Annotated in this window: 12 protein-coding genes; 5 read left to right on the top strand and 7 right to left on the bottom strand. The window is 74.0% G+C overall.

The window, feature by feature from the left end:
• Positions 1–60: 60 nt before the first annotated feature.
• From J5Y05_RS02255 to J5Y05_RS02225, 7 genes are all read right to left on the bottom strand, one after another.
• The gene (locus J5Y05_RS02255) at positions 61–726 is read right to left on the bottom strand and encodes an ABC transporter permease (RefSeq protein ID WP_210868024.1); all 666 of its coding nucleotides are present in this window, start codon (positions 724–726) and stop codon (positions 61–63) included.
• A complete protein-coding gene (locus J5Y05_RS02250) occupies positions 723–1,427 on the bottom strand; it encodes an ABC transporter permease (RefSeq protein WP_210868023.1) in 705 nt (234 codons plus the stop codon). The genes J5Y05_RS02255 and J5Y05_RS02250 overlap by 4 nt, the downstream gene beginning before the upstream one ends.
• A complete protein-coding gene (locus tag J5Y05_RS02245; protein WP_210868022.1) occupies positions 1,424–2,557 on the bottom strand; it encodes an ABC transporter ATP-binding protein in 1,134 nt (377 codons plus the stop codon). The genes J5Y05_RS02250 and J5Y05_RS02245 overlap by 4 nt, the downstream gene beginning before the upstream one ends.
• Positions 2,558–2,835: 278 nt before the next feature.
• A complete protein-coding gene (msrB, locus tag J5Y05_RS02240; RefSeq protein WP_210868021.1) occupies positions 2,836–3,243 on the bottom strand; it encodes a peptide-methionine (R)-S-oxide reductase MsrB in 408 nt (135 codons plus the stop codon).
• A gap of 37 nt (positions 3,244–3,280) precedes the next feature.
• The gene (gene murC, locus J5Y05_RS02235) at positions 3,281–4,672 is read right to left on the bottom strand and encodes a UDP-N-acetylmuramate--L-alanine ligase (RefSeq protein ID WP_210868020.1); all 1,392 of its coding nucleotides are present in this window, start codon (positions 4,670–4,672) and stop codon (positions 3,281–3,283) included.
• Positions 4,673–4,774: 102 nt separating this feature from the next.
• Complete coding sequence (locus tag J5Y05_RS02230; protein ID WP_210868019.1) at positions 4,775–5,248, bottom strand: indole-3-glycerol phosphate synthase; 474 nt, start codon at positions 5,246–5,248, stop codon at positions 4,775–4,777.
• Positions 5,249–5,488: 240 nt separating this feature from the next.
• Entirely contained in the window at positions 5,489–6,295 is an 807-nt protein-coding gene (locus tag J5Y05_RS02225) for a pyrimidine reductase family protein (RefSeq protein WP_210868018.1), read from the bottom strand.
• Positions 6,296–6,530: 235 nt separating this feature from the next.
• On the opposite strand from J5Y05_RS02225, the gene zapE reads away from it, so the two are divergent.
• From zapE to J5Y05_RS02200, 5 genes are all read left to right on the top strand, one after another.
• Positions 6,531–7,649, top strand: coding sequence for a cell division protein ZapE (gene zapE, locus J5Y05_RS02220; protein ID WP_210869626.1), 1,119 nt, complete (start codon positions 6,531–6,533; stop codon positions 7,647–7,649).
• Between the two features lie 107 nt (positions 7,650–7,756).
• Positions 7,757–8,614, top strand: a complete 858-nt coding sequence (locus J5Y05_RS02215) for a slipin family protein (RefSeq protein ID WP_247613999.1) — start codon at positions 7,757–7,759, stop codon at positions 8,612–8,614.
• 101 nt (positions 8,615–8,715) lie between these two features.
• A complete protein-coding gene (locus tag J5Y05_RS02210; RefSeq protein WP_210868017.1) occupies positions 8,716–10,107 on the top strand; it encodes an alkaline phosphatase PhoX in 1,392 nt (463 codons plus the stop codon).
• A gap of 411 nt (positions 10,108–10,518) precedes the next feature.
• Positions 10,519–11,733, top strand: a complete 1,215-nt coding sequence (locus J5Y05_RS02205; protein ID WP_210868016.1) for an IS110 family RNA-guided transposase — start codon at positions 10,519–10,521, stop codon at positions 11,731–11,733.
• Positions 11,734–12,001: 268 nt separating this feature from the next.
• Positions 12,002–13,528 (top strand): FAD-dependent oxidoreductase, encoded by a 1,527-nt coding sequence (locus J5Y05_RS02200; protein WP_210868015.1) that lies wholly within the window; start codon positions 12,002–12,004, stop codon positions 13,526–13,528.
• Positions 13,529–13,608: the final 80 nt, after the last annotated feature.

The following is a 13,608-nucleotide window of genomic DNA, read 5'->3' as shown; positions in this document are numbered from 1 at the left end:
CGTCGGTCAGTCAAGTGCCGCCGTGTCACGGTTTCTTCGCCTCCTGCCGGCGCGTGCCGCTCAGCGCCGCCGCACCCCCGGTGAGACCGCCAGCCTGCCCGCGCCCCAGAACAGGGCGAGGGTGGCCAGTGCCAGCAGGGCGACCAGGGCGGCGCCGCCGGCCACCTTCTCGTAGTCGCGCTGGTAGAGCCCGTCGATGATGTACCGGCCGAGTCCGCCGAGGCTGACGTAGGCGGCGATGGTGGCGGTGGAGACGACCTGGATGGCGGCCGAGCGCACTCCGCTGAGGACCAGCGGCAGGGCGGCCGGGAGTTCGACGCGGAAGAGTATCCCCGCCTCGGGCATGCCGAGGCCGCGCGCCGCGTCCACCGGGGAGGGGTCGACGGAGCGGACCGCCTCGTACGTGGTGACGAGGATCGGCGGGATGGCGAGGAGGACCAGCGGCACCATCACGGGCAGCAGGCCGATGCCGATGCCGACCGCGATGAGCACCAGCAGGCCGAAGCTGGGCAGGGCGCGGGCGGCGGTGGCGACGAAGGCGACGGCGTTGCCGCCGCGGCCGGTGTGCCCGGTGAGCAGGCCGGCCGGGAGTCCGACGGCGGCGGCGAGGCCGAGCGCCAGCAGCGTGTACCCGATGTGTTCCAGCAGGCGCCGCGGTATGCCGTCGTAGCCCTGCCAGTGGGCGCCGTCGGCGAAGAAGGCGTGGACGTAGGTCAGGACGTTCACCGCAGGGCGCCTTCCGGTTCGGACGGCTCGGGGCGCCGCGCGGTCTTCGCCGAGGCGCGCGTGCCGCGCGGCATCCACGGGGTCAGCAGGTTCCGGGCGAGGACCAGCAGCGCGTCGCAGACGATGGCGAGGACGGCGGTGGTGAGCACGGAGTTGAGGGCGAGTTCGGGCCGGTCGTAGCGCTGGGCGTCGGCGAGCAGGTTGCCCAGGGCGCCCTGGTTGCCGATGAGGGCGCCGACGCTGACCAGGGAGATGCTCGACGCGGTGGCCACCCGGAGCCCGGCGAGGATCGCGGGCACGGCGATCGGCAACTGCACCTGGAACCAGCGGCGGGCCGGTCCGAAGCCCATGGCGGTGGCGGCGGCCAGGGTCTCCGGCGGCACCGAGCGGACCCCGTCCACGATCGCGGGGACCAGCACCACGAGGCTGTAGAGCGCGAGGGGGATCATCACCGTCAGCTCGGTCTGGCCGGTGTAGTCGATGAGGATCACGAAGACGGCGAGCGAGGGGATGGCGTAGAAGACCGTCGTCACGCCGAGCACGGGCGGGTAGAGCCACCGCAGGCGGGCGCAGAGCTGGGCGGTCGGCAGGGCGAGCAGCAGCCCCGCCAGGACCGGCAGCAGGGCCTCGCGCAGGTGGAGGCCGATCAGGCCGAGGTAGCTGTGCTGAAGGTCGCTCGGGATGTCGAAGAAGCCGCTCACGGGGCGACCTCGGCTACCTCGGCGACATCGCCCCGGCCGGCGGCGTGGGCGCTGCGGATCGCCTCGCCGATGGCCTGCTGGGAGACGACGCCGCTCACCCTGCCGTCGGCGTCCACGGCGACGGCCCAGCCGGTGGGCGAGAGCACCGCGCAGTCGAGGGCGGCGCGCAGGGAGTCGGTGCCGGGGACGAAGGGCCGCCCGTAGGGCAGCAGCCCCTCCGGCACGATGGCCCCGGCGATCAGGTCGCGCGGCTCGCCCCAGCCGAGGGGGCGGCCGTCGGGGTCGGTGACGAGCAGGTACGGGGCGCCGGAGGCGGCGAGGCGCGCGGCGGGGGCGTCGAGGGGGACGACGGCGTCGGTGACCAGCTCCAGCCCGGCCGAGGGGAAGAAGGAGAGCCGACGTACGCCGCGGTCGGCGCCGAGGAAGTCCTCGACGAAGGCGTCGGCGGGGTCGGAGAGCAGGTCGGCGGGCGAGGCGAACTGGGCGAGCCGGCCGCCGGTGCGCATCACGGCGACCATGGTGCCGAGTTTGACGGCCTCGTCGATGTCGTGGGTGACGAAGACGATGGTCTTGCCGAGTTCGTCCTGGATGCGCAGGAGTTCGTCCTGGAGTCCCTTGCGCACCACCGGGTCGACGGCGGAGAACGGCTCGTCCATGAGGAGGACCGGCGGGTCGGCGGCGAGTGCCCGTGCCACGCCGACGCGCTGCTGCTGTCCTCCGGAGAGCTGGTAGGGGTAGCGGCCGGCGAGGGAGGCGTCGAGTCCGACGCGTCCCATCAGCTCGGCGGCGCGCTCCCTCGACCGCGCCTTGCCCCAGCCGAGGAGGCGGGGCACGGTGGCGATGTTGTCGAGGATGGTGCGGTGCTGGAACAGGCCCGCGTTCTGGATCACGTAGCCCATGGAGCGGCGCAGGGTGGTGACGGGCAGTCGCTGGAGGTCCTCGCCGTCGAGGAGGATGGTGCCCTCGGTGGGCTCGACCATGCGGTTGATCATGCGGAGCGTGGTCGTCTTGCCGCATCCCGAGGGGCCGACGAGGACGGTGATCGCCCGGTCGGGTATGTCGAGCGACAGCCGGTCCACCGCCACCGTGCCGTCCGGGTACCGCTTGGTGACCGATTCCATCCGTATCAAAACGCCGAACGCCCTTCGGGTCTGGCAGAAGCTGCCCGCTCCGGCCGTGGTCGGTGGGGCCTTTGCCGTCCTGGGTGCGGTCGGCGGTGTCGCGGGGCCCGGTGCCTGGGGCGACTCGTTCCCGCTCTCCGGCTTTTCATACCGGCGATTTCCGGACGTCACCGGCCCGGCCGCGGTGCGTCACCGGCCCGGCTCACCGGCCGGCCCGCCTCCGGCCGGGCACCGACGGGACACCGGCCGCGTCCGGCCGGGGGCGCGACGGCCCCCGGACCGGGGTGTCAGCCCTCCGCGGGGGTCAGCCGCAGGGAGACGCTGTTGATGCAGTACCGCTGGTCGGTGGGGGTGGCGTAGCCCTCCCCCTCGAAGACGTGCCCCAGGTGGGAGCCGCAGCGGGCGCAGCGCACCTCGGTGCGGACCATGCCGTGGGAGCGGTCCTCCAGCAGTTCCACCGCGTCGGTCTCCTTCGGGTCGAAGAAGGAGGGCCAGCCGCAGTGGGAGGCGAACTTCGTCCGCGAGGTGAACAGCTCCGCGCCGCAGGCGCGGCAGGAGTAGACGCCCTCGGTGGTGGTGTCGGTGTACTCGCCGGTGAAGGCGGGTTCCGTGCCGGCCTGGCGCAGGACGGCGTACTCGGACGGCGACAGTTCCGCGCGCCACTGCTCGTCCGGCTTCTCGACGTCGTACGGCATGAGCCCTCAGCCCCTCGTTCCGCGGTGTGCGTGCGTGCTACCGGTTCGGCAACCGGTCCAGGATGCGCGGGCCGAGGTCGGTGACATCGCCCGCTCCCATGGTGAGAACGAGATCGCCCGCCTTCGCCATTCCCGCGACCACGGCGGGGGCCTCCTCCCGGTCGTGGACCGGGGTGACGTCGGCGCCGGCGGCGCGGGCCGCCTCGATGATCAGTTCGCTGGTGACGCCGGGGATGGGGTCCTCGCGGGCGGGATAGATGTCGAGGACGACGGAGGCGTCGGCCAGCGCGAGGGCCTGCCCCATCTCCTTGCCCAGCTCCTGGGTGCGGGAGAAGAGGTGCGGCTGGAAGAGGACGAGGATGCGGGCGTCGCCGACCGCGCCGCGCATCGCCTCCAGGTCGGCGGTCATCTCGGTCGGGTGGTGGGCGTAGGAGTCGACGACCTGGACCCCGGCGGCCTCGCCCTTGAGCTGGAGGCGCCGCTTGACGCCGGTGTACGCGGCGAGCGCCGGGGCCAGCTCGGCGGCGGGGATGCCGAGGGCGGCGCCGGCGGCGAGGGCGGCCACCGCGTTGTGCGCGTAGTGGCGGCCGGGGACGGAGAGCGCGAAGGTCAGCTCGGTGCCGTCCATCACGACGGTGACCTGGCTCTTCAGCCCCTGCGGGACGACCGAGAGGATGCGGACGTCGGCGTCCTCGGCCTCCCCGTACGTCACCGTCCGCACCGAGCCGGCCAGGCGCCGGGTCAGCTCCCGGGCGCCCTCGTGGTCGGCGGCGATGACCAGGGTGCCGCCGGGGACGATCCTGGCGGCGAAGGTCTCGAAGGACTCGTAGATCTCGTCCATGGAGGCGTAGTTGGCGTGGTGGTCGAGTTCCACGTTGAGGACGATGGCGACCTCGGGCGCGTACCGGTGGAAGCTGCGGTCGCTCTCGTCCGCCTCGGCCACGAAGATCTCGCCCGCGCCGTCCAGGGCGTTGGAGCCGGGGGCGTCCAGGTCGCCGCCGATGGCGTAGGAGGGGGAGCGGCCCAGCTCGGTCAGGGAGACCGCCAGCATCGAGGTGGTGGTGGTCTTGCCGTGCGTGCCGGCGACGGCGAGCGGGCGCAGGCCCTCCATCAGGGCGGCGAGGGCGTCGGAGCGGTGGATCACGGGCAGGCCCAGTTCGGCCGCGCGGACCAGCTCGGGGTTGTCCTCGCGGATCGCCGACGAGACGACCACGCAGCTCGCGTCGTCGGCGAGGTGCTCCGCGGCGTGCCCGACGTGGACCGTGGCGCCGAGGGCGCGCAGGGCCTCGGCGGTCGCCGAGTCCTTCGCGTCGCTGCCCGCCACCGCGGCGCCGCGCTGGGCGAGGATCTTGGCGATGCCCGACATCCCGGCGCCGCCGATGCCGATGAAGTGCGGTCGGTCCATGGCGGACGGAAGGCCGGGTGCCATGCGCTGTTCTCCCCAGAGGTGCGACGGTGGTGTCGGCGGCGGACGCGCCGACGGCCGGGTACGGCGTGGGCGCGCTCCCGGTGCCGGGAGCGCGGGCCCAGCCTATGCCTTGCTGTGGGAGAAGAGTTTCAGGACCGGCACACCGACCTTGTGGCGGGCCCGGGAGGCCCAGTCGCGGTGGAAGAACTCCTCCACGTAGTGCGGGTCGGTCAGCACGATCACCTCGTCGGCGCCGGTCTCCTCGACCAGGGAGCGGAGCCCGTCCAGGGGGTGGTCCTCGACGAGGCGTCCCTCGGCCTCGGCACCGGCGGCGCGCAGCGCGGTCAGGGAGACCTCCAGGGCCCGGCGGCCGATGCCCTGCGCCTCCTGTCCCTCGGGCGTCTCGCCCTCGCGGACGGCGTCGTCCAGTTCGCCGAGGGCGACGTCGTCGATGGCCCGCAGCAGCCGGTCCGCCTGGTCGCCGCGCGGCTGGAGCAGCACGCGGAACGTGACCGGCTCGTCCCCGTGCAAGGTGGTGACGAACTCCACGTCGGCGGACGTCAGGGCCTTCTCGATCATCAGTACGCTTGTGAACACCAGGCGCCCCTTCTCCTTCGAGGGCCCTCGCGGGCCCACCCTCCGTGGGCCGTACGGGACCCTGCGGAAACCATCCTGCCCCGTGATCGCACGGGTGCTGCCGGTTTCAGTCTGCCCGGCGCTGGCTAAACGGAACGGTTGATTCCGCCGATTACCAGCTCTGCGGTACGCCCCGAACACCCGTCCGATCACGGTGGGGTCGCGGTCGGGTCGCGGTCGGGCCCCGGTCCGGTCGCGTGGTCAGTCGCGTCGGTAGCGACTGAAGAGGAAACCTTCCTCCTCCAAAAGGGACGCCAGTGCGAGGCGCCGGGGCACCCGCACCGGGGGTCCGCCCGCGATCCGCTGCGCGTCGCCCGCGGTGAGCAACGGGGAGACGGTGAGGCACAGCTCGTCGAGGACGCCGGCGGCGACGAACTGTCCCAGCAGGCGCGGGCCGCCCTCGGTCAGCAGCCGGGTGTGGCCGAGGCCGGCGAGCGCGGCGACCGCGCGGGCGGGGTCCACGCCGACGCCGTCGCCGGCGATCACCACGCGGGCGCCCGACCGTTCGGCGGCGGCGATCCGGGCGGGGGCCGCGGCGGCACCGGTCAGCACGAGGGTGGGCGTCAGCGGGGAGGTGAACAGCGGCAGCGTGAAGTCCAGGTCCAGACTGGCGCTGACCACGGCGATCACGGGGGCGGGCTCCTGCCCCGCGGCCCGGCGCCGCTCGGCGAACTCGGCCCGCGCGCGGGCCGGCCGGTACCCCTCCTGGCGTACGGTCTCGGCCCCGGCGATCACCACGTCGGCGAGGGCCCGCAGCGTGCCGAAGACCCGCATGTCGGCGGCGCTGGAGATGGGCTGCGAACGGCCGTCGTGCTGCCCGGCGCCGTCGAGCGTGGTGACCATGTTGGCCCGCAGCCACGCCGGGGCCCCGCCGCGCTCCTCCGGCCCGGGGTACGCGTAGAAGTCGGCCAGCTCACCGAGATCCCACTCCCGGTCCTCCCCGGCCGCGGGCTCCACACTCTGATCGGTCCGATCGGTCCGATCGGTCACAGGGAACAGCCGTCGCATACCGCCCAGTCTTCCACGGGGGCCGGCCTCGGCAGGCGCGGGGTGGGCGACCGGGCGCCCTCGGGGTCGCCCACCGCACCGGCTGCGCACCCGAGGTCGCCCTCCGCACCGGCGCCGCACCCGGGGTCACCGCCCCCACCCGCGCCGAGCCCGCGGCGGGCACGCCCGCGCCCCGGCGGGGTCGTTCTCGTCACTCGGGGGCCGAAGGCGCGGGGTGGAGGCCCTACGATGGGGGATCGTGTCGTCCTCCTCCGCTCCCGGTTCCGCCCTTCCCGGCTCGTCGTCCCCGATAGCCGGCCCGGCCCCGCTCTCCCTGTGCGCCCGTGAGCCGCGCGTCCCCGCGGACCGGCTGGTCGCCGAGATGGTGCCGCCGCCGCGTTTCGACTCGGTCCGCTTCGGGACGTACCTGCCGGACCCGAACCAGCCGAGCCAGAGCGAGGCCGTCGGCGTCCTGGAGGGCTTCGCGGCCGGACTGGACGGGGCCCCCGCGTCCGGCGCGCGACGCGGCTTCCTCGGCTTCGGGCGGAGCAAGGCACCCAAGGCCCCCGCCGGCCCCCGCGGCGTCTACCTCGACGGCGGCTACGGCGTCGGCAAGACCCACCTGCTCGCCTCCCTGTGGCACGCCACCCCCGCCGACCCCTCCCGCAAGGCGTTCGGCACCTTCGTCGAGCTGACCAACCTGGTCGGCGCCCTCGGCTTCCAGCAGACCGTGCAGACCCTCTCCGGGCACCGCCTGCTGTGCATCGACGAGTTCGAGCTGGACGACCCCGGCGACACCGTCCTCGTCTCCACCCTGCTCCGCAGGCTCGTGGAGGCCGGCGTCGCCCTCGCCGCGACCTCCAACACCCTGCCGGGCAAGCTCGGCGAGGGCCGTTTCGCCTCCGCCGACTTCCTGCGCGAGATCCAGGGCCTGTCCGCGCACTTCCGCGCGGTGCGCATCGACGGCGAGGACTACCGCCACCGCGGACTGCCCGAGGCGCCGGCGCCCTACTCCGACGAGCAGGTGACCCGGGTCGCCGAGACCGCCGAGGGCGCCTCCCTGGACTCCTTCCCCGACCTCCTGGACCACCTGGCCCGCGTCCACCCCAGCCGCTACGGGGCGCTCACCGACGGCCTCACGGCGGTGTGCCTGACCGGGGTGCGGGCGGTGCCGGACCAGTCGACGGCGCTGCGCCTCGTCGTGCTCGCGGACCGGCTCTACGACCGCGAGATACCCGTCCTCGCCTCCGGACTCCCCTTCGACCGGCTCTTCGGGGAGGAGATGCTGCGCGGCGGCTACCGGAAGAAGTACTTCCGGGCCATCTCCCGGCTCACCGCCCTGGCCAGGGACGCCGGACGCCTCGTCGACGCCTGACCCCCGCCCGCCGCGGAACGCACGCGGTCGCGGGCATGCCCTACCCCCCTCGCCGGGCATATCGTGACAGAAGAGGTGGAAACAGACCCCCGGGCGAGGAGGTCGCCATGGTCCAGGTGCTGCTCACCGTGATCGCCGTCATCGCGGGCGTCGCGGTCCTCTACGCACTGTCGGCGGCGCGGGTCGTCAAGCAGTACGAGCGCGGGGTGGTCTTCCGGCTCGGCCGGCTCGCGGGGACGGTCCGCGAGCCCGGGTTCACGATGGTGATCCCGTTCGTCGACCACCTGCACAAGGTCAACATGCAGATCGTGACGCTGCCGGTCCCCGCCCAGGAGGGCATCACCCGCGACAACGTGACCGTGCGGGTCGACGCGGTGGTGTACTTCAAGGTCGTCGACGCGGCCAACGCCCTCGTCCGGGTCGAGGACTACCGGTTCGCGGTCTCGCAGATGGCGCAGACCTCGCTGCGTTCGATCATCGGAAAGAGCGACCTGGACGATCTGCTCTCCAACCGGGAGAAGCTCAACCAGGGGCTGGAGCTGATGATCGACAGCCCGGCCGTCGGCTGGGGCGTGCAGATCGACCGGGTGGAGATCAAGGACGTCTCCCTGCCGGACACGATGAAGCGCTCGATGGCCCGGCAGGCCGAGGCCGACCGGGAGCGGCGGGCCCGGATCATCAACGCCGACGCCGAGTACCAGGCGTCGAAGAAGCTCGCCGACGCCGCCCGCCAGATGGAGGAACAGCCCGCGGCGCTCCAGCTCCGGCTGCTCCAGACCATGGTGGCCGTCGCCGCCGAGAAGAACTCGACGCTGGTCCTGCCCTTCCCGGTGGAGCTGCTCCGCTTCCTGGAGCGGGCGCAGCTCGACCCCTCCGCCGTCGCCTCCCGCGCGGCCCCGCCGCACGGTGACGGGGCGGCCCCCTCGGCTCCCGCGGCCGGTTCCCGGGACCGCGCCGGGGAGTGACGCCCGGTGACACCCCCCGCACGTACGGTTCCAGGGGTGCCGATCCGGTGGTAGACACGACGGGGTCACTGTCCTGTCCCCCAGCAGGAAGGCCCCCGCCCATGTCCGTGTCACGTCCCGCGTCCCGCCGGGAAGTCCTCGCCCGCTCCGGAGCCCTCGGAGCGGGCATCGTCTTCACCGGGGCCCTCTCCGAGGTCTTCGCCGGCACGGCCGCCGCGCGGACCCCCCGCGGCGCCGGTCACGGCCCCCTCGTCCCCGACCCCGACGGCCTGCTCGACCTGCCGCGCGGCTTCCGCTACCGGGTCCTGTCCCGCGAGGGCGACCCGCTGCGCTCCGGCGAGGGCCCGGTCCCCTCCCACCACGACGGCATGGCCGCCTTCCCGGTCGGCACGCCGGGCGGCCGGGGCCGGGTCCGCCTGGTGCGCAACCACGAGAACCGCGTCGACGCCGCCTTCCCCGTCCCCACCGTCGAGGGCCTGACCTACGACCGGGGCGGCAAGGGCGGCTGCACCGTCCTGACCCTGGACGCCGCCGGCGACGTCCGGGACGAGCGGGTCGCCGTCGCCGGCACGGCCGTCAACTGCGCGGGCGGACCCACCCCCTGGAACACCTGGCTGACCTGTGAGGAGACCGAGGACCGGGCCGGCACCAACGGGTACGAGCGGGACCACGGCTTCGTCTTCGAGGTCGACCCGGCCGACCCGCACCGCACCGGGGCGGTGCCGCTGAAGGCGATGGGCCGCTTCCAGCACGAGGCGGTCGCCGTGGACCCCCGCCTGGGCGTGATCTACGAGACCGAGGACGCCTTCGACCACCCGTTCGGCCTCTTCTACCGGTTCCTGCCCGCCAAGCCGCTGGGCGGCACCGGCTCGCTGCGCGCGGGCGGCCGGCTCCAGGCGATGCGGGTGCCCGGCGTGCCCGACCTGTCCACGATCCAGGAGACCGGCACCCGCTTCGACGGCGTCGAGTGGGTGGACGTGCCCGACCCGCTCGCGTCCGGCACGCCCGTCCGCTTCCAGGACTTCGGCCGCGGCGGCATCACCCACGCGCAGAAACTGGAGGGCTGCTACTGGGGCGGCGGGAGCGTGTACTTCGTGTCGTCCTTCGCCCGCAGCGCGGAGGGGTCGGCCGCCGACCACCACGGCCAGATCTGGCGCTACGACCCCGAGCGGCGTCGGCTCACCCTGGTCGTCGTCTTCGGCCCGGACACCGACGTCCAACTGCCCGGCGAGTCCCCGGACAACATCTGCCTGGCGCCCAGCGGCGGCCTCATGGTCTGCGAGGACGGCGACGGCGCCCAGCACGTCTTCGGCGTCACCCCACGCGGCGAGGTCTACGCGATGGCCCGCGGCCGGCAGGACATCGGCACGCCGGGGAAGCCGGAGTGGGGCGAGTTCGCCGGGGTCACCTTCTCCCCCGACGGCGCCACCATGTACGTCAACTGCTACACGCCCGGGACGACCTTCGCCGTCACCGGCCCCTGGCACGGCTGACCCCTACGGGTGCCTTGCCAGGCGGGCCTGCCCGGCGTGCCCGGCGTGCCCGGCGTGCCCCGCAGGGCCGCCGGCCCCTGCGGGGCCTGGCCGGGTCGGCGCGCTGCGGGCCGGGCCGGGCAGGCGCCGGGCCCGGCCCGTGGCTGCCCCGTTATGTTTTCTGCGGCTCCGCAATGGGGCCGCTGGCCTCCGGGCCCGGTATGACTGTTGCCCCCTGTCGACGGCATGACCTGGGGGGTGGTGTCACCGGGTCCGGGGGTGTTCGTCGGAGACGCTGATCAGAGGTCCGGCCACCGTCCGGTCCGGCGCAATGCCGGACAGTTCACGGGCGGCAGGTCTGCATAACGTGGATGCGCGAGCACGACACCCGAGCCGAGGCCGGCACTGTCAATTCCCCTGGGAAGGGGCACAATGTTCGAGATCGAAGACGTGGGCATGTTCCTGGGCCTGGACGTCGGCAAGACCGCTCACCACGGTCACGGGCTCACCCCGGGCGGGAAGAAGGTCTTCGACAAACCGCTGCCCAACGAACCCGGGCTGCGGGCCGTCTTCGACAAGCTGCGCGACAAGTTCGGCACCGTCCTGGTGATCGTCGACCAACCCGCCTCCATCGGCGCCCTGCCGCTGACCGTCGCCCGCGATGCGGGCTGCCAGGTCGCCTACCTGCCCGGACTGGCCATGCGCCGGATCGCCGACCTCTACCCGGGCGAGGCCAAGACCGACGCCAAGGACGCCGCGGTGATCGCGGACGCCGCACGGACGATGCCGCACACCCTGCGCTCGCTGGAACTGACCGACGAGATCACCGCCGAGCTGACCGTGCTCGTCGGCTTCGACCAGGACCTCGCCGCCGAGGCCACCCGCACCAGCAACCGGATACGCGGCCTGCTCACCCAGTTCCACCCCTCCCTGGAACGCGTCCTGGGCCCGCGCCTGGACCACCAGGCCGTCACCTGGCTCCTGGAGCGCTACGGCTCCCCGGCCGCCCTGCGCAAGGCAGGCCGCCGCAGACTCGTGGAGCTGATCCGCCCCAAGGCCCCGCGCATGGCCACCCGGCTCATCGACGACGTCTTCGACGCGCTCGACGAGCAGACCGTCGTGGTCCCAGGCACCGGCACCCTCGACATCGTCATCCCCTCCCTGGCCGCCTCGCTCGCCGCCGTCCACACCCAGCGCCGGGCGATGGAAGCCCGGATCAACACCCTGCTGGAGGCCCACCCTCTTTCCCCGGTCCTGACGTCGATGCCCGGCGTCGGCGTCAGGACCGCCGCCGTCCTGCTGGTCACCGTCGGCGACGGCACCAGCTTCCCCACCGCCGCCCACCTCGCCTCCTACGCCGGCCTCGCCCCCACCACGAAGCAGTCCGGGACCTCGATTCACGGCGAGCACGCTCCCCGAGGCGGGAACCGGCAGCTCAAACGGGCGATGTTCCTGTCCGCCTTCGCCTGCATGAACGCCGACCCGGCCTCCCGCGCCTACTACGACAAGCAACGCGCCCGCGGCAAGACCCACACTCAGGCCCTTCTCCGCCTCGCCCGCCAACGCATCAGCGTCCTGTTCGCCATGCTCCGCGACGGCACTTTCTATGAATCCCGGACACCGACGGACGTCGAGCTCGCCGCATAGCTTCAGCAAGCCCGAACCAGCCGAAACCCGACAGAGGTGCCTTGACGAAAGACATAGAGGCACCCCCCCGGGGCCGGCCACGGCGGGCCCATTGCGGACCCGATCCGGGCGAGCCCGACACGGCGGGCCCCGGCCTGGGGCCCACCCGGCCGATCCGCCCGCCCGGCCGATCCGCCCGCCGGGCGCCCGGCCCCCTGTCCTCCGGGCCCGGCGCCGCCGTTCCCCCGCGAGCCCGGTGACGCCCGGCCCCGCGGGGTACCCGGGGCGTATGACGGACACGACACACGCCAGTGACTCGTACTGGCTCCGGACCGCGCCCGGCGGGCCTTCACGGCCCGCGCTGGAGGGCGACACCGACGCCGACGCCGTCGTGATCGGCGCGGGCATCGCCGGCCTGAGCACGGCCTGGGAGCTGGCCCGGACCGGCCGCCGGGTGGTGGTGCTGGACGCCGGCCGGACCGCCGCCGGGGTCACCGGCCGCACCAGCGCCAAGCTGACCGTCCTGCACACCCTGATCTACGAGCGGCTGCGGCGCACCCGCGGCCCCGAGGCCGCCCGGCTCTACGCCCGCTCGCAGACCGAGGCGATCGAGCGCGCCGCCTCCATCGCCGCCGAGCTGGGCATCGACTGCGACTGGGAGACGCGCGACGCGTACACCTACGTCCGCGACCCGGCCCGCGCCGACGAGGTGCGGGCCGAGGCGGAGGCGGCGCGTCAGGCCGGGCTGCCGGCCGCCTTCGTGACGGAGACGGGGCTGCCGTTCCCGGTGGCGGGCGCGGTCCGGGTCACCGGGCAGGCCCAGTTCCACCCGCGGTCGTACCTGCTCGCGCTCGCCGACGACCTGGAGGCGCGCGGCGGGCGGATTCACGAGCACACCACCGTGGACGGCCTGACCGAGGGCGATCCGTGCCGGGTCTCCACCACGGCCGGGGCGACGGTGACCGCGCGGGACGTGGTCGTGGCCACGCACTACCCGGTCTTCGACCGCGCGCTGCTCTTCGCCCGTCTCGTCCCGCGCCGGGAGCTGGTGGTGGCCGGGCCGGTCGCGGCCGGCCTCGACCCGGACGGCATGTACATCACGCCGGAGGAGAACACGCGCTCGGTGCGCACGGCACCCCTCGGGGACGACACCTCGCGGCGGCTGCTCCTGGTCACCGGGGAGCACTTCCTGCCCGGCACCGGCGACACGCGCGAACGCTTCGACCGGCTGACCTCGTGGGCCACCCGGAACTTCCCGGGCGTGTCGCCGGAGTACGCCTGGGCCACCCAGGACATCGACCCCACCGACACCGTGGCGATGGTGGGCCCGCTGCACCCCGGCACCCGGCGCGTCCACGTCGCCACCGGCTTCGGCGGCTGGGGGCTGAGCGGCGGGATCATGGCGGGGCTGCTGCTCACCCGGCAGATCGAGGGCGAGGAGTGCGCCTGGGGCGGGCTGTACGACCCGAGGCGGCTGGCGACGGCGGTGCGCGAGGCACCGGCGCTGCTGCGCAAGCAGGCGGACATCGCCCGCCGCTTCGTCGGGGACCGGCTGCGGCCCGCGCCGCCGGTGGAGGCCCTGCCGCGGGGCGAGGGCGCCGTGGTCCGGGCCGGCGGCGACCGGCTCGCCGTCTACCGGGACGAGGACGGGAGAGCCCACGCGCTCTCGGCGCGCTGCACCCACCTGGGCTGTCTGGTGGCGTTCAACGCGGCCGAGAAGGCGTGGGAGTGCCCCTGCCACGGCTCCCGGTTCGGCGTCGACGGTTCGGTGATCGAGGGCCCGGCGACCAGGCCCCTGGAGGAACGGGACATCTGAGGGCACGTCTGGCCCGGGAGGGTGACGCCCCGGGCACGTCGCCCCCGATCGTCGTATCTTCCGATCACCACACTCCTACG

This window comes from Streptomyces tagetis, assembly GCF_018069565.1.
Lineage (GTDB): Bacteria > Actinomycetota > Actinomycetes > Streptomycetales > Streptomycetaceae > Streptomyces > Streptomyces tagetis.
Note: the sequence above shows the minus strand (reverse complement) of the source record. Positions and strands in the feature narration are given on the sequence as shown.

Bases quoted from the DNA above. Each gene is read 5' to 3' on its own strand.
- msrB (WP_210868021.1), bottom strand. From the start codon at position 3,243: ATGCCGTACGACGTCGAGAAGCCGGACGAGCAGTGGCGCGCGGAACTG.
- murC (WP_210868020.1), bottom strand. From the start codon at position 4,672: ATGGCACCCGGCCTTCCGTCCGCCATGGACCGACCGCACTTCATCGGC.
- J5Y05_RS02225 (WP_210868018.1), bottom strand. From the start codon at position 6,295: ATGCGACGGCTGTTCCCTGTGACCGATCGGACCGATCGGACCGATCAG.
- J5Y05_RS02215 (WP_247613999.1), top strand. From the start codon at position 7,757: ATGGTCCAGGTGCTGCTCACCGTGATCGCCGTCATCGCGGGCGTCGCG.
- J5Y05_RS02210 (WP_210868017.1), top strand. From the start codon at position 8,716: ATGTCCGTGTCACGTCCCGCGTCCCGCCGGGAAGTCCTCGCCCGCTCC.
- J5Y05_RS02205 (WP_210868016.1), top strand. From the start codon at position 10,519: ATGTTCGAGATCGAAGACGTGGGCATGTTCCTGGGCCTGGACGTCGGC.
- J5Y05_RS02200 (WP_210868015.1), top strand. From the start codon at position 12,002: ATGACGGACACGACACACGCCAGTGACTCGTACTGGCTCCGGACCGCG.